Here is a 24,237-nt window from a genome sequence, read left to right on the forward strand (position 1 = left end):
TACATAATTAAGGAAGAAAATGGAAATATTACAAGGAAATGAAAACACAAATCCTGAAGAATTTTATAAATCATTAAAGGAAAAACTGGAGAATCAACATGATTTCCCGGAAGACTATTTGTTCAAATTTATTATTCCTACAGACCAGGCCAGGCTTACAGAGATCTACAAAGTTTTTGACGGCATCAAATTTACACTGGGAAACCGAGAAAGTAAAAACGGGAAATATACCGCATGTAATGTGAATGCTTTTGTTTTGGATGCAGATCAGGTAATTAAAATTTATCAGGAAGTGGCAAAAATTGAAGGAGTTATTTTACTTTAATTAAAAAAAAATAAGAGCAATAAAAAAAAGGTTAGTTTTCACAACTAACCTTTTCTTTTTTATATAGATTTTAATCTATTTTTCAATAAAAAACTTTACGTTTTCAAGAGGCCTTCCTAGCATAGCAACCGAGCCTTTTATAATGATTGGTCTCTGGATCAAAGACGGGTTTTCAGACAAAATCTGAAGCCATTCTTCTTCTGAATGATCTTTTCCCGCAAATTTTTCCAGATAGAGCTTCTCTTCTTTTCTTATAATATGAAAGACACTTTGATTCATTTTCTTCAGAACCGTTTTAAGTTCCAAAACGCTTAAAGGATCTTCCATGATATTGATGATTTCAAACTGAACACCATTTTCGTCCAAATACTCTAAAACAGCATTTGATTTTGAACAGTTACCGTTGTGTAAGACCTTAATCATCATAATAAAATTTAAGCTGGTTATTTAAAACAAACCGTTCAGTTCAGCATCTATTTTTTCTAAAACAAATCCGAAATCTTCCGGTCTTTCTACAAAATCAAGATCATCTACTTCTATGATCAATAATTTCCCTTCTGTATAATCTGAAATCCATTTTTCATACTTCTGATTCAGCTTAGAAAGATATTCTATACTGATTGAAGCTTCATATTCCCGCCCTCTCTTATAGATTTTTTTGACCAGATTGGGCACGTCAGATTTAAGATAAATAAGCAAATCGGGTGCCGAAACAAAAGTTTTCATCAGATCAAAAAGCGATGCATAATTTTTGAAATCCCTGTCAGATAAAAGCTTCATATCATTCAGGTTTTCTGCAAAAATGTGCGCATCTTCATAGATTGTACGATCCTGAATTATATTTTTCCCACTTTCTCTGATTTCCTTTACCTGACGGAATCTGCTTCCCAGAAAATAAATCTGCAATGCAAAACTCCACTTACTCATATCTGCGTAAAAATCTTCCAGATAAGGATTATGATCTACATCTTCAAACTGGGCATCCCAACCGTAATGTTTGGCAAGCATCGTCGTTAAAGTAGTTTTTCCTGCACCAATGTTCCCTGTAACTGCAATATGCATATTTATCTCTTTATTTTGAAATGTTAAAATCTAAAATCCCAAGTCCTGAATTTCATCCATTATTTTAAGAATATCCGATTTTTCAGATCTTTCTTTTTCAAGTTTTTCAATGGATTTTTCTAGTTCTTTTTTCTGGTTCTCGGCTTCTTTAAGTTTTTTAATATCAGCGATATCTTCAAGGCTGTAAAGATAGAGTTTGTTGCCTTTTATTTCAAAATATGATAACGAATTTTTATCCACAATCTGCGCTTCAGGATCTTCAAAAATTTTGACTAATCCTTTTTCAGGAATGTATTTGAATATGGTATTTTTAGCGATAATTAAAATTACTTCATTTTCTCTGCGGAAACGTTTGGCATTTTCCATCGGAGCTTCAAAAAGTTTTTCGAACTTTAAATTGTAAACACTGAATTTATTTTTAGATAAAATATATACCTTAGTTTCGAAAACCAACAGATCAATAACCTCATCAAAACTGGCATCAAAAGGATAAGAATTGATGGTTGTTTCGTTCCTGAAATTGTACTGCAAAAGACGTTTTGCACTTTCATCAAGCAGCCAAATCTGTTGAAGATCTTCTGCGTAAGCGTGTTTTATAAAACTGAATTTCTGCTTAAAATCAAACCTCTGAATATCATTAAGATTTTGATCGACAAATTTTATTTCCTGCGCATTTTCTGAAAAAAGAGCCACAGTTAAAGGATTCTGTACTCCCTGAACTTTATAAGGAACCGTAAACATCATTTTCCCTAACTGTCTTCCCAAAGAATCGTATTTGGTAAAACTGAAATCCTTGTTTCTGTACAGATAAATGCTTCCGTAATCGTCTGCAAACATATCTCTTGTTTCCTTAAGTTTTAAGGTATCAAAAGGAAGTACTTTCTGCGCAGAAACCGAACAGAAAACAAATACCAGAAAAAGAGATATTAATTTCAAAAAAAATCTTTTTACCAAGATAGCGCTCCAAAAGGAACGCTACCAATTTACACACTTTATTTTATTCAATCTGAACTTGCTTTCAATTTTAACTATTTGATGGCAACTTCATAGATTTTAGACCATTTTTTTCCGGTAATTACCATGTTATCACCTTTGAAAGCTATTCCGTTTAATACATTTTCACTGTCTGCTTTGGTAAAAGGATCGGCAATTTTTGTAAAATCAAATTTCCCGACAACTTCTCCGTTTGCAGGATTAATTTTTAAAATTATCGGTTTGTGCCAAACATTTGCATAGATAAATCCTTTATAAAATTCCAGCTCGTTTAATTGATCATATACTGAAGTATTTCCTGCCACAGAAATGTATTTCACCATTTTCGAAGGATCTTTTGCATCTAAAAAGTAAAGATTCTTTGTACCGTCAGAAGCAATAAGGTTTTTACCGTCATACGTTAAACCCCAACCTTTCACCATCATATCGGGATAAGCAAATTCTGAAACCAAGCTCAAAGTATTTTTATCGTAAATAAATCCTTTTTTGTTTTCCCAAGTCAGCTGATACACTTTATCGCCAGCAATTGTACTTCCTTCCGAAAAAACATCATCAGGTTGTTTTGTTTCTTTAATAGGAGTGTTTTCTCCAAGTTTATAAGTGATCAATCTTGACGAACCGTATTGTCCTTCACTTTCATACACTGTATTGCCATCAATCTGGAAACCTTGTGTAAAGTTTTCCGGATCGTGCGGATATTCAGCAACAATTTCATAGTTTAAATTTTGCTCTGGACTTTTGCTGTATACATTAATGGTTGCATCCTGATATAAAGTTTCGCCACCTTTAGTTTTAATATTAAAAGTTACGGCATTATCACCTAGCGTAAAATATTTAGGGTCTACAATAAGGCTTGTAGACTCTTTTTCTCCAAAACTGATGGTAATGCTTTCTGCATTATCTAAAACGTCTTTAGGAATATCCAGTTTATCACCAAAATGGTAACCTGTAGTTTCCATTGATGCGTTATAATCAGCTAAAGAAGTCAATATTTTTTCGTCGTTATTACAAGACATTACCATAAGTAAAGCTGCAAAACCTACAATTATCTTATTTTTCATTTTTTATTTCTAAAATTTCACCAAAAATAGCAAATTTTATTCCTCTCTGCTAATTTATAATGCAGCTTGCTCAATTGAAGAACAGATGTATTTAAATTTAATGGGCAAAACCTGTAATCTTGGCTTCATCAAAATCGAGCTGCATTTCTATCGTTCGCAAAACATGATCGTCAAAAGCTTTTTCACGTTTTATGCGATGAAGTTCGTTTCTCTGCGCCTGAATGACTTGTCTTAAAACATCTTTATTTTCATTCATTGCTGATGCATAATCTACCGCCGAGCCCATACATTGTGCTTTATCGGCAATTAATTTCATTTCATTTTCCAGTTTATAAATCTGATGTCTTACGAGACTGTTGTTTTCAGACAATTCGGAGAAATCTGAAGTCAGTTTTTCGAGTGCAGTTTCTTTTAATTTTTTCATTAAAATAGCTTCCTGTTTTTCTTCCGGAAGTTCACTTCCTGCATCTTCAATTTTTAAGAATTTTAAAATTGGCGAAAGCAATAATCCTTGCCCAACCAAAGTAATCAGAATAATCACAAAAGTCACAAACAGAATAATATTTCTGTGTGGAAATGCTTCTCCCGGACTTATATAAACAGGAATTGAAAGAGCAGCAGCCAAAGAAACTACGCCTCTCATTGCTGCAAAACTGATGATAAATGGTTCTTTCCAATCTGGTTTCGGATTTTCCTGCCGTAGCTTTTTTGACAAAAGTCTTGGAACATAAACAATCGCATAACTGTAAGCTAAACGTGTGAAAATAATAGCGCCCCCAATCACAATACTGTAAAAAATACCTTCTGAAATAGTGTAATCTTTCATTGCAGCAACTACGATTGGTAATTCAAGTCCGATCAAAATGAAAATAATGGTATTCATTAAGAAAATAATGACACTCCAGACATTTCCGGTCTGAATTCTCGACGTATGGCTTAAATAACAATGCGAATTATAAGACATCAACAAACCTCCTGCAACAACCGCCAAGACTCCTGAAAAATGAAAATGTTCTGCCGCAACATACATTACATACGGAACAATCAGAGTAATTACGGTATCAATATTTGAATTGGAAGGAATTAATCTTAAAAATTTTCCAAAAACAAAACCTGCTCCAATTCCTACAGCGACACCACCAATCGCCATTGTAAAGAAATCGGTTACCGCTTCACGGAAAATAAATTGTCCTGAAATTACCGCAGCCAAAGCAAATTTAAATACAATTAAACTCGATGCATCATTAATCAAACTTTCGCCTTCTAAAATGGTGGTGATTTTTTTTGGAATTTTCATGTTTTTTAAAACAGAAGTTGCTGCGACCGCATCCGGAGGAGAATTTACACCACCCAAAAGAAATCCCATTGCAACAGTTAATCCCGGAATAATGGATGACGAAAGATAGGCAACGACAATCGATGTTAAAAAAACCAATCCGAATGCCATTGAAAATATCTGTTTTCGCCATTTATGAAAATCCTGCCACGAAGTAAACCAGGCCGCTTCAAATAAAATGGGCGGAAGAAATATGAGAAATACCAAATCGGGCTCAATTTCTATTTGCGGCATTCCCGGAATGAAGCTTACGAGTAAACCTGCAATCACAAGAAAAATCGGATAAGCTACTTTGAGTTTCTGCCCTACCATCACCAAAATCATCACCGATAAAAGTACAGCGATGGAAATAATTACATAATCGTGAATCATGGTCTGTGATTATTTAGTTGTTATAAAAAAGTATTTTAGTTTTTTTGAGTTTTGAAAACTCTTTACAGATTCTGTTTTTAAAGACCGAATCAACGTCTTTTTTACTTTAATTTTTTGAGACATAAATTTTAACCGCAAAAGCTACAAAAGGAATAATTGAAGAAAGAGGATTTCAAAGGTTGCAAAAGGTAATATTTTACTTCATTTACAATTTTGGAAACTTTTGAACAACTTAAGGCTCATAAATCTTTTGTTTCTTTTGCGGTTTAAAAAAAATTAATTTTTAGTAAAAGGTATATTATTATAAAAACCGATTTGAATTTGTCCCCGGTTTTTATTCTCCTGAAGCTGGTTCATATATCCTGCTTCAATTCTCATATTTTTATTAATGATAAATCCTAAAGCTCCATAAACTCGATTTCTATCGAAAACAGGACTGTCTAAATTAAGAAAAATCTCATTATAAGCTGAAATATACACTGTTTTGGGCAACATTTCTTTGTTATTAATCGGAATATTCAATCCCAATAAATAACGGAACCTCATCCTGAAATCATCCTGTAAAAAACGTTCTTCTAAACGGTAACGGTGTTGCAGATTAAATCTTCCAAACTTCTGTTTTGTAATAAACTGCTGGAAAATACGGTGCTCAATATTTTCTGATTTTTCACCTTTTACATAAGGCTGACTCAAAATAAAACCATAACCCAACAAAACATTATTGTTATTCTCTGTCAAATCATAACCAATTCCGGTACGAATTAACAATTGCTCCAAATCACCAATTCCATCAAAATTACGGTATTGAATCTCATTATGGAAATTCAGTTTTTTGCTGATTTTATTATTCCCAAAATACATATACCAAGCTCCCAAACCACTTTCCTGAGCAAATGACAGGATACTTCCAAAACACAAAACAGAAACAGCTAACTTTTTAAAAAACTTCATAATTTTATTATTACTTTTCTTTTGTCTCGAAATCAAAGATTCGACGAAGTGAAACAAAAGAAACAAAAATTCAAGACCTAAAAATTCGTTGCTAAAACCAAAGGTTTCGATTTTCTTAGTCAAATTAATATTTTACATAATAGAATGAATTATTTCATTCATCTATCGTATTCAACAAAATTAATATTAAAAATCTATAATACCAAAAGAATCATTGATTGAATTTTTTAAATAAATCTGAGTTTACTAATTTATAAGTGAATTAAAATCATTGTAATTTTAATTACAATTAAAAATGGATACTTTTTTATTTTTTAACGCAAAGGGCGCAAAGTTTTTATTTAAAATGTTTGAAAATATTTTTCGTTCGCAAAGGCGTGTCACTCATCGAAGAAAAACCAATTTCTTCATAATTAAAGTATTCATAAAACAATAACCGACAGATGATTGCCGGTTATTGTTTTTTTATATTCACATTTAGAATCTAAATTTTATGGATGTTGCTGCATTTTCGCAGGATCATCATAATTTACCATCCAGTTGATGTCAAATTTATCGGTAAACATTCCGAAATACGCTCCCCAGAAAGTGTCTTCAAGAGGCATTGTAACATTTCCACCTTCAGATAGTCCGTTGAAAAGTTTATCGGCTTCCTTTTTAGAATCTGCATTAATAGATACTGAAAAATTATTTCCAACCTTTAAGCTTGAAGACCATTCTCCGCCAGTATCACTTCCCATCAACATTGTTTCTTTTGAAATCGGAAGTGAGACGTGCATAATTTTGTCTTTATCTTCAGAAGACATTTCTTTTCCTTCCTGCGGAGGCATTTCTCCAAAAGTTCCGATGTAAGGATATTCGCCGCCGAAAACCGATTTGTAAAAATCGAAAGCTTCTCTGCAGTTTCCGTTGAAGGTAAGATAAACATTTACTGTTGCCATAATATAGTTTTTATTTGATTTTGAGATTGGAATACGGGTTTCGAGATACAAGATTCGGAACGTGCGTTTGACGTGCGGAACTCGTAACACGAATCTCGAGGCTCGAGTTAACGATGCTGATCGATAAGAATCATGTTTCCGTCGGGATCTTTGAGGAAAATATGCTCCGGACCGGATGTGGTTTCGTCTGCGGTTTTATCTAATTCTACTCCACTTTCTTTTAGTTTTTTCTGAATTTCTCTTACATCATCAAATTCCTCAAGATTCTGAGCATTCTCGTCCCATCCCGGATTGAATGTCAACATATTCCCGTCGAACATTGCCTGAAAAAGACCGATTAACGTACTTCCGTTTTTCATGATGAGATAATTATTTTCCATACCTCCGCCCATCGCAGAGAAACCTAGTTTTTCGTAAAACTCTTTAGATTTAGAAAGGTCTTTTACACTTAAACTTAGCGAAAATACACCTAATTTCATATGTTCTTTTTATTGTTTTTTATTTGCAATATGCATCGCCTTTTTCTGATTGTTTATGAAGTAATCAAGGCGATTTCATATCTTTTATTTTTTATTTAACGCCAATTTGTATCCTGCTAAAACCAGTGTCCAAACTAAAATCCCGAGAATCCAAAACCAAATAGGTGTTGGTAAAATTGTCATATTGTAAATGGTGAAAACAAGAAAAACAATTCCGCAAATTATTGCTGCGGTGGGTTTTCCGTCTTTCGAAATTTTAGTAGAAATAAATCCTGCTACCAAAGCGCCCACGGCATAGCCAATAATCACCATAAACTTCCCTAAAAAGGGTAAAGTCTGAACATACGCCTTGAATCCTTCCATATCATTTGGCTTGATCCCATCAGGATAAGGGAACATTAAATGATTAATCGTTTCAATCGCCCAGATACAAATGGATGCAGCGATAACTCCCGCAAAAACAGCCAGTATTTTTCTTACCATAATTATTGATTTTTTAAGAGTGTTTTAAAATCCAAAGTTTTGTCGTAGCTTTTCCAGTCACCAACTAATTCGATGTATTGGCTTTGAATTTTTTCGGATGTTTTATTCCATTTAAAAGTATAAATAAATTTACCTGTAAAAACTCCTGAATGTTTGCCTTTATTTTCTTCTACCAACTCGTAATCGCCATAAACAACACCTTTTTTCTTGGCATCTTTATATTTGGTGATTTTAAGTTTTCCTTCAAATTTTGAGTAGTTATTCTCCACGACTGTATATCCTGAAACGAAATATTCCTGATCGTTTTTCTTATCTTGCTCAGAAATATTTATTTTAAGTTTAATGGTTTCTTTATCATTTCCGATCGTTCCTACATAAGGCTTTGAATTATTCAGCCAAACACTGGAAATATTTGGCATCTGCGCAAAAGCAAAATTGGAAACGAGAATAATGAAAAATAAAATTTTTCTCATGTTTTGTGGTTTTTAAACTCCGAACTGGCTCAGATGGTGATTAAGATGTTTAGCAAGCATATTATTCCATTCCTGAGAATTTAGTTTTCCAAAAGAAAAAGATTCTTTACCATCGAAAGCAGAAGCTCCCAACTGCTGGGTTTTTTGAATGTAGCCGATCAGTCTCTTTTTTTCCTCCTCAAAATTTCGTCTTTCTTTTATTAAAAACTGAGGTGCAGTAGGAGAATCATGCGGATATGCTTTTTCGCCCACCACTTTTGGTTTTACGAAAGTTTTTAAAATAAACTTGGCAATAGCTCCCGGTTTTTTGTGTTTTTCGGGTTCGTAAACCATTTCGTAAGACACGCAACAGTGTGCCAACATCTGATCTACCGTCATTCTCCCCCACAAACCGTGCGTTTCTTCCACAAGATTATTGATTCTATTGATATAATTCTGAGCATCTTTTGCGTCAAATACGTTTTCCATTTTAGTCTAAATCTTTGAAAACAAATATATCAGTTTTTTTGTTTCGTTTAAAGATTTTTTTTGAATTTGGACGGTGAATTATCAATAAAATATTTGGATGAAAAACTTCTCTATTTTTAGTTTGCTTAAATGAAAAGCAAGACAAAGAATAATGTATTAGTGTATTAAAATTAAGCTAAATACAGGCGTTTCACTTCATTTTAATAAAAAGCTCCATGTAAATTTACACGGAGCCTAACTAATTTATTTCTGAGTTGCTTTTTTCATTGCTGCATCGGGACGCAAAATTCTGTATCGAACTTCTAAGTCTTTAGGCACATAAAAAACCAATGGTAATTTGCTGTTGTATCTTACAATTTCAGGTTGTAATGAAACAAACTTCTTTGTTTTTTTCTGATCCGGACAAGCCATTAAAGTTCCGCCCGTTTCTCCGCTAGATTCTACTTCATAATAACTTTATCCCCAGCCTTGCAAATCTTGAGTGTTTACTTTTCCCATTAGAAAATGCTTATTACAATCCAACATTTTTTCAGCTCCTACAAAGAATTCAACCTTCAAATCGTTTTCATTTTTTGCAACAGGCAATTGAATATAAACTTGCTTAAAACCTTCTTTAGCTTTTGGAAACATCTCTATTTGCAGTTTTTCAAATTTATCTGTTTTTTTCTTCTGAGCAGATACATTACCTACTACAACCATCATCAATACTACAGATACTGCTTTTAAAAATTTCATAATTGTTTGATTTAAAATTACAAATTCCTTACGCTCAAAAATTATTCCACAATTACTACATTGCTGCCTTTTGTATGCGAATTCATCTGCGGCGCATAGTAGTTTTGAATAGTGGTAATTCCGTTAGAAAATTTCCCTGATGCATTGGCTACATAATCATATTCGAACACATATTTTCCTTTTGGCATATACTGAATATAGAAGTTTGTAGACGCATCTTTCGTCGATTGGTAATATCCCAGACTATTATTCCACTGATAACCGGAAAGCACATTCAATGGCTCAAAACCTGCAGCACGCATATCTTTTATATGAATAAATTCCATTGCACGATCTGTATTCAAAATCATTCTTACCGTTACTTTATCGCCGACTTTAAGCGGAGTATTGGGAGAAATTTTCTGTAATTCTTCACCGTTTACTGTTTTTACTTTTTTATACAGTTCTTTTACAAGAGAGATATAATTTTCGGAAGATTTTATTTTATCTAAATCTTCATAATATTGCCAGAATAAACCTCCCTGCACAATTCCTGCACCTGGTTTTGTAACGGTAACGGTCGCTAAATTCTTATCTAAAACATCTGTTTTTACAGCAGATTTCAAATAACCTGTTGCTTGAGTTTCCGGTTTCAGTTCTTTTCCGCCCCAAATAATTGTTGCTTTATCGCTTTCTGCTGAAGTCCAAGATTTTCCTGAATTTAAAATCGTGAAAATCACTTCTGAAGTTCCTCTTGAGCTTCCCCAAGAATTGACTTCTTTCTGAGTAATCAACCAGATTTTCATATCCTCGATGAATTTCTGATCGTTTGGTTTTAGTTTATTAAAAGCTTCCAAAGCTCCTGCATGATTAACAACTTTTGAACTGAACCAACCCCAATCATCAAGGTTTTGCTTCCAATAAATTCCCTGAGTTTTAGAATCGACTGAAGTTTCTTTTAAGTAATTTAATAATTTATCCGAAACATCTTTTAAGCCATAATCGCTCATCAATAAAGCTGCACGATGCAATCCGAAGAATGTAAAATCGGTAATTTTTGCTTTTTTGGCTTTTTGTTTTACTAATGATTTTAGCGTTGCTCCTTTTCCTTTTAAAGGATATTGTTTTTCCCAATAATTTCGGGTATCAAGATAATCTAAAGTCCAGTTATTGATTACATTTTCTTTTTTAACATCAGTGTATTTATTGATTTCTTGATCAACATAACCAATCAGTTTTGCTATCAATTCTTTCTGTTCAGAAGATTGATAGTCTTTCACATTATCTTTTAGCCAAACGTTTATTTTCCCTAAATTTTTAAGAATATAAAGAGACGTTCCGTACGAACTCGGATACCCTTGATACCAAGAGAAACCACCATCCGGATTTTGCAGTTTTTTGAAATCATCCCAATCCTGATTGATCGCATTTCGCATATTATTCGTGTCAAACAACAATGCCAATTTTGCCATCTGTTCCTGTTCGTTTTTACTTTCCAAAACCCAAGGAGTTTCTTCAAGCAACAATTGTTTCAGTTCCTGATTTTTCTCAAGATTTGAAGTTAATAACCCTTTGCTTTGATATTCTTCAAAAACTGTTTTCAGTTTCGGATTTGCTTTAAAAATTTCAGAAGCCAAAACATCCGCAAACCATTTATTAAAGACTACATCTGCAGAACTATTCTGGTCATTTTTCAGACTTGGAAGCGCAAACATAATTTCCCAAATCGGATTGGTTGTCAATTCTAAAGTATTTGAAACATTAGAAATGGTTGTCGAGTTTGTATTTTTAAGATTGTCTAAAACAAAAGTTTTCGTTTCGCCTTCTTTCACAAAGATCGAAACCGCATCGGTCACCAACATTCTGTTTGGTAAAACCGGAATTGCTTTTTGCTCACCATCAGAATATTTTCCGGCTTTTGCTACTATTTTTAAAATGATTGATGAAACATTATTCGGCACTTTTATTTTCCAGGTTAGTGCAGAGTTTCCGTTTTCGTTTATCGAAAAAGCTTGCTCCTTATTGTAACCGGAAACTGCCGTCAAAGTACTCAACCCAAATTTCTCTGAAATATCTTCGTTGGTAAATGCATCCAAAATCTGCAGTTGCGCAGAACCATTCAATTTTTTGTTTGTTAAGTTTGATAGTTTTGACTGAAGATTCAATTCATCGCCTTCTCTCAAAAATCTTGGGTAATTTGGGGTAACAGAAAACTCTTTCTGCGTCACCACTTCTTTTTCCAATGTTGTTGCTCTTGCATCTTTTGTATGAGCCAGGAACATCAATTTCCATTTTGTAAGAGCTTCAGGAGAGGTGAATTCGAAGTTGACATTTCCTTCTGCATCGGTTTTTAAATCAGGATAGAAGAATGCAGTTTCGTTTAAGTTTTGACGAACCTGAACGCTTCCTAAAGTTTCTCGATTTTTATCTGAAACATTATCTCCATCAATTCTCGGAGCTTTTGCAGGTTCAGGAACAACATTCTGAATAATTTCCACCATTTCATCAGCTGCAACTTCTGCCTTCACCATTAAAGCACTTCTTTTTGCAACTGCGCTTGGTGGTGGAGGTGGCGGAGTATATGCAGCTGCTTTTACACCTTCCTGACTGACCATTCCCGTTGTGGTTTCCAATTGTGTGCTGTAATCTGTGAAGTAAATATTACCATCAAACCAATTAAACTGAGGAATATTTACATATTTCCCATCAAAATACTCCATTCTGCTTTGAAAATATTTTTCTTCAAGACCGTTACGAATTGCGTAAGAAGATATAAATGAATAAGGCCTGTAGAGTTTTTGCCAGTTGAAAGTATTCACAGAAAACTGATCCAAGGACATATCGTACATATTGGCCAGAACCTCAGCATTTATCTTTTCTTTATCATTTCCTAAAACCTTCACTGTCCATTTTTCTTTAGAATTAGGTTCTATTTTATCTCTAAATGTTACCGTTTCTATTTTCAATGGCTGCTCTGTATCTTTAATGTTTAAATCAACCGTTTCTGTCTGAATATCATTAAATGAAGCCAACTGAAACTGAATATTTAAACCCGTCACATTTTTATCATTTGGAATTTCAGTTTCATATTCGAGCACTCCATTTTTAAACTGATGAACTTCGGTAACTGTTTTTCCCAAACCATTTTGCAGGAAAACATTCACCAAAGCATTTGGAATTGATGAATAAACATAAATTTTCGCTTTTTCACCTCTTGAAACCTCATCTTTTGGTTCTAAAACCGTTAAGAAAGTTTTCTGACTTGGTTTTAAAGATTTTTTATCCCAAACACTGAAATTCTGCGAGGTTTTTATCGTGTCTTTACCTTCAATATTATATAATTCTAATTGATAATCTCCGGCTTCCAGTTTCCCTAAATCTAGAGATTCTTCATTTTTTTGTGTTCCATTCAAAATGACAGAAGACGTGTTCCAGTTTTCCAGTTTATCATTTTTATCATACAAATCATGCGGAAATTTGCTGATAAACTCTTCTTTTGAAAATTTTGGCAAATTCTGAACTTCTGTTTTGAAGTTATCTCTAAAAATCCTGTTCGGAGTTTCCAGTTTTGAAAGTTTTATCTGATAGGATTTTTTAAGATTTTGATCGTTATAGTTTTTGGTTTCAACTTTTACTTTTATGTTGTCATCTGCAAAAGTATTTTTAATCTCATCTGCTTTGATGTAATGAGATACCGAAGCCACTTTCAAATTGGTATTCGCAGTTTGCGTTTCGCCGTTGATATCAGTAGCAGAAGCGTTAATTTGATAATTATCTATCTGAATTCCTTCTATTTTTTCATCTTTTTTAAGATCTAATTTTATGGTAAACTCTCCTTTTTCATTGGTTTTTACTTCGCCGAGAATCGAGTTTTCGTTATCATTATCATTCGGATACCAAGGGAAATATCTCCAACGGATGTTTTGTTTTTTGATTTCGTAGTTAACGTTCGTATTACTCAAAGCCACGCCGGAAAACATCATGGCTTTACCTTTCAGCTCGATAGTTTGACCGTATTTATATTCATCTTTTACAGGATCAAAAGTCACTTCAAATTTTGGGCGTTTGTATTCTTCGACCTTTATGTATTTGTAGCCATTAGAATTTCCATCAGTTGAGATTGTAAAATTTCCGTTCAGCTTTCCTTTTGGCAAACTAAAACTTCCATGATAAGAACCGAATTCATTGGTTGTGAAATCCTGTACCGAAACTTCCTGATTATTGGCATCTTTCAACGTTATTTTCTGTTTAAAATTTGCTACAACCGATTCTATTTCTTTATCTATTTTGGTATTAATTACCTTAAAATATACGGTTTGTCCGGGTCTGTAAATTGCTCTGTCCGTAAAAATCTGAGCTTTAGTACGGGTTTGTTTGTTGGGATTATATATTTCCCGATTATTGTTGCCATACATTTGCATCAACTGAAAATCGTTGGTTTTCGGCTGTTGGATTAAAATAGCTCTGTAATAATCTTTATTATTGGTCGCTGGAAATTTAAAAACACCTTTATCATTGGTTTTACCGACAACTTTATTTAATGCTTTATTTTCTACAAATTCATAAAATGTAAGATTTTCATTAGTGATTGGCTGGCCGTTTTCTGAGCTGATTAATTTCAATTCATTAGAAAGGGTATTGCTTGCGTTGATATTATGATAAATAATTTTATGATTTGAAACTATAAAATAAAAGTTATGATTACTATCCTGTTCAGGTTTCGAACCGGAAACTTCATATTCTGCAACATAAATTCCGGGAGGAAGCGCCTTCATTTCAATCGAAGTTTTATGAACCTGATAATCCTGGGGATTATTCAACTGAAAAACTTCTTTTCTTACCAACGTTTTTTTAACTTTTGAGTACGCATCATTATAAGGATTTCTTGCATATTGCATCAATGGTAAAAGATTGTCTTTCACTTCATAGATATTCACAGAAAATTCTTTCACGTTTTTAAACTCAGCAACCAAATGAATTGGAAGATTAGGCTGAGTCTGCTCTTCATATTTGAAACTTAATAAAGGATTAACAATCTGAGTTTCTTTATTCTTGATATTTTGAATGAAAGGCGATTTAGGATATTGATTTTTGAGAGAATTGACAAGCTGAAGTGCCTCTTTTTCTTTATTTCCTGTAATTAATTCATTTATTATTTCTTCTCCAATAAGCACTTTGTAATCACCTTCAATATTAGATTTCATCAGATTCTGAAGCTGTACCAATTTATCTTTACAAGAATTGAAAATACAATTTTCAGACAGTTTCTGATGCATGAAGTAGAGCTTTTGGTTGCCTGTACTTTTAGCAATTAATTCATCAAAAATCGCATTGATTAAAACTCTGTTCTCAGCAAGTTCGTTCTTTGTAAATAATTCGTTATTCGATAAAAAATTCACTTTTTTCAGAGAATACCAGTCCTGTAAAGTAGAGAAATAAGAAATATCTTCTGTATTCAAAAAAATATCTTTGTATTTTAACAAAGATATTTTGTTCATCGCCTGATTTTGTTGGTCAAGCTCCTTAAAGTTTTGAATTAAATAATTTTTAAAATCAAGCTTGCTCCATGTTTCAATTTGAGAAACATCTTGAGAATTCATATTGGTTCTGCCATTGATTTCCCATGAATGCTGATTATAATAATCGAACATGAAACCAGACAACAAAACCTTATACAATAAAAGATCATCGCCTTTCAGATTCTTTTCTGTAGTTTGTAGTTTAGCAAAAAACTTTGATGCCGAATCATTTTTCTCGTCATCAATAGTCTGGTTTACAATGCTGAATTCTGCTTTTAGAGACCGAATCAACTGTAGCGCATTATTTTCTTTCATAGCTTGTTTTTGAATTTCTAAAACAACCGGAAGATTTGATTTGTAAGTTCCTTTTTCGTAGTTTTCTTGTATTTTTTTCCATTGCGTATCGTAATACTTTTGACTAAAAGCATTAGAAAAACACGATAAAAATAGGATCAGGAACAAAACCTTGGAAAATCTTTGCATAAGTGTTATTTTTGATAAATGAATTGTTTAAAAGTACTGAAAAAATATGTCATAGACAGCCAACTTTACGTATCCTTAATGGGAACAGTTTTCGCAGTATTTTTCATGCTTGAGCAAAACACATTCCGTTTCCCTTCTACTCTTTTGATATTCATCACTTATTTCAGTGGCTATCTTTATACAAAATACCAAAACACAAAATATTTTTACAAAATTTTATTATTAAATATCGTCACCGGAATTATTTCTGCGGCTTTAATTATTTTTAATCATAATGAAATACGTTTGGTAAAATGGTTTGTCATTGTCGTCTTAGGATTATTATACAACAGCTTTTTTTTAGAAACGTATATTCGGAAAATTCCTTTGTTAAAAGTATTTTATGTAGGTTTAGTTTGGGCACTGGTCAATTCATGGCTGACTTTACCTGAATTTAATTTGCCTATATCTTTTATCAGTTTCTTTTTTGTGACGGCACTTGTTTTACCATTCGATATTCGGGATATGAAAAGTGATACTATTCAGACATTCCCAAAATTAATTGGCGTTCAAAACACAAAATATCTTGCTTATCTTTTAGTTTTTCTTGCCTGCATTTTATCTATTTTTTATTTAAAGATTCAATTTGCTGCCAGCTTTTTTTTAACCTTAATTTTCACCTTTATTCTTATTTATTTTTCTAAGAATACAAATAAAGATTCATATTATTCTTTTTGGGTTGAGAGTTGTTCGGGACTTCCTTTTTTGTTTTTAATTATTTATCTTTACTTAAAATTTTGAGTGATGGAAAATATGAATGAATATAAATTGAGACTGATTCAGAAAATAATCAGAATTGATGATATTAAAGTTCTTTTAAAAATAGAAGAATACATCTCAGAATTTGAAAAAAACAATATAAAAAACATTGTGAGTGACGATACAGCAATTTATCAATCAAAAATTCACTTTACAAATGAGCAGCTAAAATTAATTAAAGAAGCCGAACAAGATATTGAAAGTGGTAATTTCTACACTGATGAAGAAGTAAGAAAAATGACTGAAGAATGGTTGAAATAATTTGGTCTTCTAAAGCTCTTTTTGATAAAAAAGAAATTCTTGAATTTTGGATTTCAAAAAACAGATCAAATATATACAGTAAAAAATTAAACCTTTTAATTGAACAAAAGCTGAAACAAATTTCAGAAAATCCAGATTCCGGAATTCAAACAAACATTGAAAATATAAGAGCTGTTTTAGTTGAAAATTACTACATTCATTACTCTATAAAACCTGAAACAATTAGAATTTTAAGAATTTGGGACGCCAGACAAAATCCCGAACATTTTACTTTATAAATGATCATCAATAAACTTACCCTTTACAATTTTAAAAATCATTCTGAAAAAAAGTTTGAATTTTCCCCGCAAATAAACTGTTTTGTAGGAAACAACGGCGTTGGAAAAACCAATATTCTCGATGCGCTGCATTATCTCTCTGTAGGAAAAAGCTTTTTAGGAAATACTGATACTAACAACATCAAAAAAGATGAAGATTTTTTCACCCTTGATGCTGAAATTCAGAATGAAGACAGTGAAGATACTTTAAAAATATCTCAGCCGAGAGAAGCTAAAAAGGTCATTAAAAAGAATGATAAAAGCTACGACAGAATGGCCGATCACATTGGTTATTTGCCAAGTGTGATGATTTCTCCTTACGACTCAAACCTCATCTCAGATTCCGGGGAAAGCCGCAGAAAGTTTTTAGACTCGATGATTTCTCAGACCGATTCCGGATATCTTTATGATTTGATTCAGTATCAGAAAACCATTCAACAGCGAAATGCTTTACTGAAATATTTTGCAAAAAACAGAGTTTGGGATAAAGATTCATTGGAAATATACGATGACCCGATCACGAAATCCGGAACTAAAATCTTTGAGAAAAGAAGAGAGTTTGTCGCAAAATTAAACCCAATCGTTCAGAATTTTTATCAGATTATTTCTGGTGGAAAAGAAAGTGTTTCTGTTATTTATGAATCTCATCTATTGGAAGGCTTCGACTCCGCTCAGCCTGACAGAAAATTTCATGAACTTTTAATTGAAAGTTTAGAACGGGACAGAATGCTGACCTACACTTCAAAAGGAATTCATAAAGATGATTTGCTTTTTGAAATGGATTCCGTTCTCATAAAAAAAATAGGTTCTCAGGGACAGCAAAAATCGTTTTTAATTTCATTAAAATTAGCTCAAATGAGCTTGATAAAAGAATTAACGAATAAAACACCCATTCTTTTACTGGATGATATTTTTGATAAGCTCGATGATACCCGGGTTGCTCAATTGATTAAATTGGTTAATCAGGAAAATTTCGGGCAGATTTTCATTACCGATACTCACAGAGAACGTACTGAAAGTGTGGTTAAGAAGATTAATGAAGAGAGTATAATTTTTGAAGTGTGATCTTATGAAAAAAAATAAAAAACGAGAATTCCAATCTTCTGAGTTGGTAAAATCTTTTGCGAGAATTCATGGTTTTGAAGATAAGCTGATTGCTTTTGAAATTAAAGATTTTTTGGAAGATTATCTTGATGAAAGTCTTTTTCAGGAAATTGTCAGTGTCAATATAGACGACAAAATTATTCAGATCAGAATCAATTCACCTTTGCTGAAAAATGATTTTAAAATGAGAAAAAGCATTTATCTAAAAAAGTTTCAGGATAAATTTGGGGAAGAAAAATTTATTGATCTTCAGATTTTGTAGGAATTGAATTCTGTACCAGACTATTTGCTTTCAAATCAAAAGTCGATTGCAAAGGGATGAAAAACTTCAAAGGATTTCTTACAAAATATCTGAAAATTGCACGGTAAATTTCCCTTACTTCGCCAAAATTCATTTTTCTAGAGCGGAATGCCAAAAACATAGACAAACTGAAACTTACCAGAAAATTGAAAAATCCAATGATGAAAACGGTTATAAAGGAAGTCCAGAAAACTGAAGAATCTACAGTAAAATCTTTTCCGTACAAACCAATTGCAAAGTTACCGGCAGCAAAAGTAATGTGACGAATATCGAGATCGAGACCGAAAAATAGGCCGACGGGCGCTGTTGCACCAAGGAAAACTCCAAACCAGAAATTAGAAATAATACCAGCCCAGTTTTTTGCGTAATATTTTGAGAGACTTTTCGCAAAACGAGCTCCAAAAATCCTTCTTATGGGAAGATTTTTGGCAATTCGATCCGGAATCTGATAAAACACAGAGTTATTCCCAATATTCCCTGAAATAATCCCTGAAATAAAAAGATAAAAACCCGCAATACAGGCGTGTAAAATTGCTTTAGATTTAAAAGGATCAAGATCTTTCAGCAACCTGTCCGATTTTTCTACCGCCAGATTCTGCGAGAAAAAAACATCCAAACCATAAATAATCAGCAATGCAATCGGGAAGGAAAGAAGTACATTTCCCACAAAAGCAATGAATTGACTTCGGAATAATTTCGAGACCAAATCAGCAAATTCATTATAATTTTGTTTTGTAGTTTCTTGCTCAGACAAGACTTTTGTCATCGTTGCAGCCGTCATTGCAGGCTGTTTTGTTGCTAAAGTAAAGCCCATAAGATAAATCATCACAAATCCCATTGCATAATTTAATGAATACAAAAATGCATGGAAAAAGTCACTACCAGGCATAAAACCATACAGCATTTTCAGAACACATAAAGCACCAACAATAATTCCGCCGCCGCTTGCTTTGTAAAACATTTTCATGTACTGCTTGCGACTTGAGGTGATGTAATGACTTCCGGTTTCTGCGGTGTGGTTTGTAATCAAATGCGAAATCAAACGCGTGCTGTCATTGATAAGATCTGAAATATTATTCTTGTGCGATTTATAGCTCAGAATATTAAAAACCAACTGTTTAGATTTTATAACAACATCTTCAGGCTGATCAATAATCAATAAATTGACAATTTCAGAGATTCTCTGTGTCTGCTGGCGAATCTTAAGCAAAGATTGATTAATCTTCCCCGAAATACCGTATTTTGAAGAGTTTTTAAAAGCGATATTTACAAAATTCTGACATTGCTCAGCATAAATTTTGATCTGTTTATAACGGCTGTCTTTGGAATGCAGTTGAATCTCAGGATTGATTTTAAAATCTTCAGCCAAAGCTTCTAATTCGTTTTGTAATGCCAAAAAAGGATTATCAAAATTTCTGTATTCAGGAGCCATTCTTACGACATCAACTTCCAGAGCCATACCTGTCACGCGCCACGAAAGGATATTCATTGAAAATATAAGTTCGCTTTTTACGTTTGTTTTTTCGATGAAATCTGAAATTCCTAAAATATTCAGGAATTCATTAACCTCATCTTCAGGAATATTATGCAGATATTCAATATCTTTTTTTGGACTGAAACTGACATTATCAATAACATACCAAACTGTTTTTTCATGTTCTACCGGCGGTAAAATTTTATTTAATATCCTTTTTTTGAGTTCGGGAAAGAAAGCGTTTTCCGAGAGAATATTGGCCTCCGTTAAAGAAAGATTGAAAGGCCTTTCTTCAAAAATAGTGAAAAGATAATGTCTGAAGTGATTTGCAGAGCTCGGGTTTGACTTTAAAAAATCAAGAACATTCTTAAAATCTGTCTTTTTTATTGCTTCTAAAAACTCTGCTAAAGGCTCCAATGAAGAAGTCTCATTCTTAAAAGAAAAATACTTTTTAAGGACAGATTCAAAATTTTTTGTGCTCGAACTCAACAGTCTCATTGGTGCAAAGATACTATTTCAAACTCACATTCCTCATTTGTCTCATAATCCAGTTGTGCTTCTTTCTCAGATAAGCGGACGGATTTTTGGGATCGTATTTTTTAGGATTAGGCAAAACAGCGGCAATCCATGCTGCTTCTGAAGTATTAAGATCTTTAGAAGGTTTTCCAAAATAATACTGTGCAGCAGCTTCTACCCCGAAAACACCTTGCCCCATTTCAATAGAATTCAGGTATCTTTCCAGGATAATGTCTTTAGACCAAACCTTTTCGATGATGAATGTATAAACTGCTTCTAGCCCTTTTCTCACCCAACTTCTGCCTTGCCAAAGGAAAACATTTTTAGCCGTTTGCTGTGAAATAGTACTTCCGCCTCTCAGTTTTTTCCCTTTTTCATTATTTTTCATGGCTTTTTCGATCGCTGTATAATCAAAACCGTTGTGATTGAAAAACTTCTGATCTTCGGAGGCAATGACGGCTTTTTTTACGTTCGCTCCCATCTCATCGTAAGAAATGTAATCACGGTGCAGTTTTCCGTACTCAAAAAGACCACTGATTTGTGTAATCGTAATGGGTGGATTGAAAAACCTTCCCCAAACAATAAAAACCACATTCAAAATCAGAACAATAAAAATAAATTGTTTTATTTTTTTCCACATATGCTAAAAACTTAACGCAAAAGTATAAAAATACTGCGAGTTACCGTACTTCGTTCATATAAGTCAATTGATAATCGGGCAAAAGCTCAGGATGAAATATCTTGATATAATCTTTTAAAACAACGTCTGACCGCACCACTCCGCTTTCAAAAAAATCATTGGCTTTCTGCTTCTCTCTTCCTGAAACACCATAGATTTTTCCTTTGTTGAAAACGTCTAGCTTTCCATAAAACGGATTGATATTCAGCATCTCTTTTTTCGATAAATGATTTCCTGCGTTTACCCAGAACTGAATATTTTTAGATTTTGCAAAAACCTCTTCAAAGCTCATCGTTACAGCTTTTTCTTCAGTATTATCTTTTAAAATATAATGAGCGTTTGCATCTGCAATATAATTGGCTGTAAATGTTTTTCCACCCGGCATATACCAAACATCGCCGTACATTTCATTCGCCAAAATATTAGGCTTTGACGTTGATTGTAAAGCTATTTTTTTTAAATCATTATAATTTTTCTGAATTTGGTTAAATCTTTCTTCCGCTTCTTTTTCTTTTCCTAAAAGTTTCCCAAAAAGTTTGATGTATGAAGTTTTCACCATCGGACTTTGCTCCATATATTCATCTAAAAAAATAACCTGAATATTATTGTTTTTCAAAAGCTGGTACGTGTTGTCAAAACTCGCGATATAATTGGTGAAAATTGCATCAGGTTTCATCGAAATTATTTTTTCTACATCATATTTCTGTTCGTTTCCGACATTCTGAATTTTTCTCGATTTTACTAAACCGTGAATTTTTTCTGAATAAATATATTCGGGACTTGCAATTCCGATCACTACATTTTCGGCTTCGAGCTCAGAAACAAAGCCCATCAAACTTGCATTCAAAAGTATAATTTTATGGAAAGGAACTTTATTTTTTTCAAAACTATAAGTAAAATTACCCGATTTCACATCTAATTTCCCATCATCATCTTTAAACTGCAGTCTAGAAGAGATCACTTCCCAATCGGGAGACGATATTTTTTGTTCTCTTTTACAGTTGGTTAGAAATAAAAATGCGATTATCAGTAAAAAATTTGCTTTCATCTTTCAAAGAAACTAAAAAAGTATTATATTTGCAAACCTTTAAACAAGGCCTCGTGGCGCAACTGAATAGCGCATCTGATTACGGCTCAGAAGGTTACAGGTTTGAATCCTGTCGAGGTCACAAACAGCCAAATGGCTCCATTTTAATCTAAATGGAGCTGTTTTTTTTATGCCAGAGCATACCAGAATAATGTTTTATAAAACTTTAATAAAACCTATTCAAATATTCATTTTTTGCGCAAAAGTTAATTTTTTTTACATCATTCCTAAAGACCTTTTTTAGGTACATTATTTTTATTGATGATCTCAACATCGCTACAAAAAAGTTCTTTCCATTGATGTTAACGCTGTCCTAGTACTAATAATCTGTTTCTTTTTTGTTGATTGTTTAATTTTGATATAAAAATTTATACCGATAAAAATGCTGGACATTTAACCAGTTTAATAAATCACATTTTATATAATTTTTCTATTAATTATGAAACTTCATTAAAAATTGAATTCACCGACTCATTTTGCCCATTCACCGAAAAAGTCATCCATTTTTTAAGATTCATTCTGAACTTTACATCAGAAAAAGAGCAATACCGCTCTTACTTAAATCTTAAAATTATGAAAACAAACATCGGACTTACAGAGCAAAACACAGAGGCTGTTGCAGAACAATTGGCAAAATTATTAGCTGACGAAACTGTACTTTACATAAAAACCAGAAATGCCCATTGGAACGTGACTGGCGATAATTTCCACGCCAACCATATTTTCTTTGAAGAACAGTACAAACAGTTGGACGGGTTGATTGACAGCGTTGCAGAACGTCTAAGAAAAATCGGACATTACGCACCTGCCACAATGAAAATCTATCTTGAATTGACGCATCTTACAGAATACAGCGAAAGAACCAATGACGGATTAGGCTTTATGAAAGATTTACTAAAAGACCACGAAAGCATCATCGATTTTCTAAGAGGAAATGTTACACCTTTCGCTGAAAAATACAAAGATTACGGTTCCAGCGACTTCATCACAAGTCTGATAGAAACGCACGAAGAAATGGCTTGGATGATACGTTCTTACTTCAGAAATTAAAGAAAATAAGAAAAGGAATAATTATATTTGTGTCAACCATAATAAACTATCTCTATGAAAGCCTTGATTGTTGATGATAACGATATCGCAAGAACCACGCTCGCACATTTGGCAAAACAAGTCCCGAATTTGACGATTGTCAACGAATATTCCAATGCGATTGAAGCTTACAATCATTTGCAGAACAATCAGGTAGATTTGATATTTCTCGATATCGAAATGCCGGAAATGACAGGAATCGAACTCACCAAAAACCTTGCAGGAAAAGATATCATCATCATTTTTACGTCTTCAAATAAGGATTACGCACTCGAAGCTTTCGAACTGAATATCGCAGATTACATCCTGAAACCCGTAATGCCTGCAAGATTTTTACAGGCGGTAAGCAAAGCACAATCGATTTTGGAAAGCAGAAAAGAAGATGTTGAAGTGACCAAAGATGAGTTCCTTTTCGTCAGAGATTCCAATATCACAAGGCGTTTGAGGCTCGACGATATTTTTTATGCGGAGGCAATGGGCGATTACGTGAAGTTTTACACAAGGGAAAAAATGTTTGCCATTCACGGCAAGATGAAAACGGCAGAAGAACGTCTCCCGAAAGACCATTTTATCAGAGTTCATCGCTCTTACATCGTTTCGGTTGGCAAGATAGACACGCTTCAGGACGGCGGAATTATGATAAACGGAAAATTCATTCCCGTTGCAGATGCGTACAGAAGAGCGCTCAACACCAGAATGAATGTTTTTTAGAATTAGCCAGATTTATTAATTATTTATTTGGGCAGCTTTATCCGCCTTCCGCTCCCAATCTTTTTTGCACACGATTTCAGTTTTAAATGGAAATTAATTCAAAGCAAAAAAGGATTTCCGCTCAAGTCGGGCTGCAACAATTCGACGTTCTAATTCGAATGTAAAATTCCCCTCCTCTGGAGGGGTGGCGAAAATTCGAAAGAATATTTGACGGGGTGGTTTTAACAATTCAAAATAAGT

23 protein-coding genes, 1 tRNA gene and 1 pseudogene are annotated in these 24,237 nt (G+C 33.2%); 9 read left to right on the forward strand and 16 right to left on the reverse strand.

The features are described 5' to 3' along the window. Positions 1-19 precede the first annotated feature (19 nt). Positions 20-325 (forward strand): DUF493 family protein, encoded by a 306-nt coding sequence (locus EG358_RS14420; protein ID WP_076559530.1) that lies wholly within the window; start codon positions 20-22, stop codon positions 323-325. Between the two features lie 75 nt (positions 326-400). Here EG358_RS14420 and EG358_RS14425 read toward each other — a convergent pair whose 3' ends face one another. The 13 genes and pseudogenes from EG358_RS14425 to EG358_RS14485 form a co-directional block, all read right to left on the reverse strand. After that, the gene (locus EG358_RS14425) at positions 401-751 is read right to left on the reverse strand and encodes an ArsC/Spx/MgsR family protein (protein ID WP_076559527.1); all 351 of its coding nucleotides are present in this window, start codon (positions 749-751) and stop codon (positions 401-403) included. Positions 752-772: 21 nt separating this feature from the next. Further along, positions 773-1,387, reverse strand: coding sequence for a deoxynucleoside kinase (locus EG358_RS14430; RefSeq protein WP_076559525.1), 615 nt, complete (start codon positions 1,385-1,387; stop codon positions 773-775). A gap of 30 nt (positions 1,388-1,417) precedes the next feature. Then, positions 1,418-2,323 (reverse strand): hypothetical protein, encoded by a 906-nt coding sequence (locus EG358_RS14435; protein ID WP_076559994.1) that lies wholly within the window; start codon positions 2,321-2,323, stop codon positions 1,418-1,420. Positions 2,324-2,415: 92 nt separating this feature from the next. Continuing rightward, positions 2,416-3,441, reverse strand: coding sequence for a glutaminyl-peptide cyclotransferase (locus tag EG358_RS14440; RefSeq protein ID WP_076559523.1), 1,026 nt, complete (start codon positions 3,439-3,441; stop codon positions 2,416-2,418). Positions 3,442-3,538: 97 nt separating this feature from the next. After that, a complete protein-coding gene (locus tag EG358_RS14445) occupies positions 3,539-5,149 on the reverse strand; it encodes a Na+/H+ antiporter (RefSeq protein ID WP_076559520.1) in 1,611 nt (536 codons plus the stop codon). A 276-nt stretch (positions 5,150-5,425) separates the two neighbouring features. Next, positions 5,426-6,100: a DUF2490 domain-containing protein gene (locus EG358_RS14450; RefSeq protein WP_076559518.1), complete on the reverse strand. Its 675-nt coding sequence runs from the start codon at positions 6,098-6,100 to the stop codon at positions 5,426-5,428. A gap of 491 nt (positions 6,101-6,591) precedes the next feature. After that, positions 6,592-7,041 (reverse strand): VOC family protein, encoded by a 450-nt coding sequence (locus tag EG358_RS14455; protein ID WP_076559517.1) that lies wholly within the window; start codon positions 7,039-7,041, stop codon positions 6,592-6,594. A 107-nt stretch (positions 7,042-7,148) separates the two neighbouring features. Next, positions 7,149-7,520: a VOC family protein gene (locus tag EG358_RS14460; protein WP_076559515.1), complete on the reverse strand. Its 372-nt coding sequence runs from the start codon at positions 7,518-7,520 to the stop codon at positions 7,149-7,151. A gap of 84 nt (positions 7,521-7,604) precedes the next feature. Then, positions 7,605-8,003, reverse strand: coding sequence for a hypothetical protein (locus EG358_RS14465; protein ID WP_076559514.1), 399 nt, complete (start codon positions 8,001-8,003; stop codon positions 7,605-7,607). 2 nt (positions 8,004-8,005) lie between these two features. Further along, on the reverse strand, positions 8,006-8,476 hold the full coding sequence (locus tag EG358_RS14470) for a hypothetical protein (protein WP_076559512.1): 471 nt from the start codon (positions 8,474-8,476) through the stop codon (positions 8,006-8,008). 12 nt (positions 8,477-8,488) lie between these two features. Beyond that, positions 8,489-8,944 carry a DUF1569 domain-containing protein gene (locus EG358_RS14475; protein ID WP_076559510.1) on the reverse strand — a complete coding sequence of 152 codons (456 nt, stop codon included), beginning with the start codon at positions 8,942-8,944 and terminating at the stop codon, positions 8,489-8,491. A gap of 243 nt (positions 8,945-9,187) precedes the next feature. Continuing rightward, positions 9,188-9,679 (reverse strand): annotated as a pseudogene (gene eco / locus EG358_RS14480) (serine protease inhibitor ecotin). Positions 9,680-9,720: 41 nt separating this feature from the next. After that, entirely contained in the window at positions 9,721-15,660 is a 5,940-nt protein-coding gene (locus EG358_RS14485; RefSeq protein ID WP_076559508.1) for an alpha-2-macroglobulin family protein, read from the reverse strand. Between the two features lie 18 nt (positions 15,661-15,678). On the opposite strand from EG358_RS14485, the gene EG358_RS14490 reads away from it, so the two are divergent. Genes EG358_RS14490 through EG358_RS14510 form a run of 5 tightly spaced genes read left to right on the forward strand, consistent with a single transcriptional unit; the run spans position 15,679 to position 18,402 of the window. Continuing rightward, the gene (locus tag EG358_RS14490) at positions 15,679-16,440 is read left to right on the forward strand and encodes a UbiA prenyltransferase family protein (RefSeq protein ID WP_076559506.1); all 762 of its coding nucleotides are present in this window, start codon (positions 15,679-15,681) and stop codon (positions 16,438-16,440) included. Positions 16,441-16,443: 3 nt separating this feature from the next. Then, positions 16,444-16,719 carry a hypothetical protein gene (locus EG358_RS14495; protein ID WP_076559503.1) on the forward strand — a complete coding sequence of 92 codons (276 nt, stop codon included), beginning with the start codon at positions 16,444-16,446 and terminating at the stop codon, positions 16,717-16,719. Further along, on the forward strand, positions 16,707-16,997 hold the full coding sequence (locus EG358_RS14500; protein WP_076559501.1) for a type II toxin-antitoxin system RelE/ParE family toxin: 291 nt from the start codon (positions 16,707-16,709) through the stop codon (positions 16,995-16,997). Before EG358_RS14495 ends, EG358_RS14500 begins: the two co-directional genes overlap by 13 nt. Next, a complete protein-coding gene (recF, locus tag EG358_RS14505; protein WP_076559498.1) occupies positions 16,998-18,101 on the forward strand; it encodes a DNA replication/repair protein RecF in 1,104 nt (367 codons plus the stop codon). A gap of 4 nt (positions 18,102-18,105) precedes the next feature. Next, positions 18,106-18,402, forward strand: coding sequence for a hypothetical protein (locus EG358_RS14510; protein ID WP_076559496.1), 297 nt, complete (start codon positions 18,106-18,108; stop codon positions 18,400-18,402). On the opposite strand, the gene EG358_RS14515 is transcribed toward EG358_RS14510, so the two are convergent. The 3 genes from EG358_RS14515 to EG358_RS14525 are packed head-to-tail and all read right to left on the reverse strand — an operon-like array spanning position 18,380 to position 22,158. After that, positions 18,380-20,413, reverse strand: a complete 2,034-nt coding sequence (locus tag EG358_RS14515) for a recombinase (protein WP_076559494.1) — start codon at positions 20,411-20,413, stop codon at positions 18,380-18,382. The two genes, EG358_RS14510 and EG358_RS14515, sit on opposite strands and share 23 nt — an antisense overlap. Before the next feature lie 13 nt (positions 20,414-20,426). Next, entirely contained in the window at positions 20,427-21,071 is a 645-nt protein-coding gene (gene mtgA / locus EG358_RS14520; RefSeq protein ID WP_076559492.1) for a monofunctional biosynthetic peptidoglycan transglycosylase, read from the reverse strand. A gap of 40 nt (positions 21,072-21,111) precedes the next feature. Continuing rightward, a complete protein-coding gene (locus EG358_RS14525) occupies positions 21,112-22,158 on the reverse strand; it encodes an ABC transporter substrate-binding protein (RefSeq protein WP_076559490.1) in 1,047 nt (348 codons plus the stop codon). Positions 22,159-22,205: 47 nt separating this feature from the next. Here EG358_RS14525 and EG358_RS14530 point away from each other — a divergent pair. The 3 genes from EG358_RS14530 (at position 22,206) to EG358_RS14540 (ending at position 23,997) form a co-directional block, all read left to right on the forward strand. Then, positions 22,206-22,279: transfer RNA gene (locus tag EG358_RS14530), tRNA-Arg, on the forward strand. A gap of 491 nt (positions 22,280-22,770) precedes the next feature. Then, on the forward strand, positions 22,771-23,247 hold the full coding sequence (locus EG358_RS14535; protein WP_076559992.1) for a Dps family protein: 477 nt from the start codon (positions 22,771-22,773) through the stop codon (positions 23,245-23,247). A gap of 54 nt (positions 23,248-23,301) precedes the next feature. Continuing rightward, on the forward strand, positions 23,302-23,997 hold the full coding sequence (locus tag EG358_RS14540) for a LytR/AlgR family response regulator transcription factor (protein ID WP_076559489.1): 696 nt from the start codon (positions 23,302-23,304) through the stop codon (positions 23,995-23,997). The last annotated feature ends 240 nt before the right edge of the window (positions 23,998-24,237 follow it).

Source organism: Chryseobacterium indoltheticum (assembly GCF_003815915.1).
Classification (GTDB): Bacteria; Bacteroidota; Bacteroidia; order Flavobacteriales; family Weeksellaceae; genus Chryseobacterium; species Chryseobacterium indoltheticum.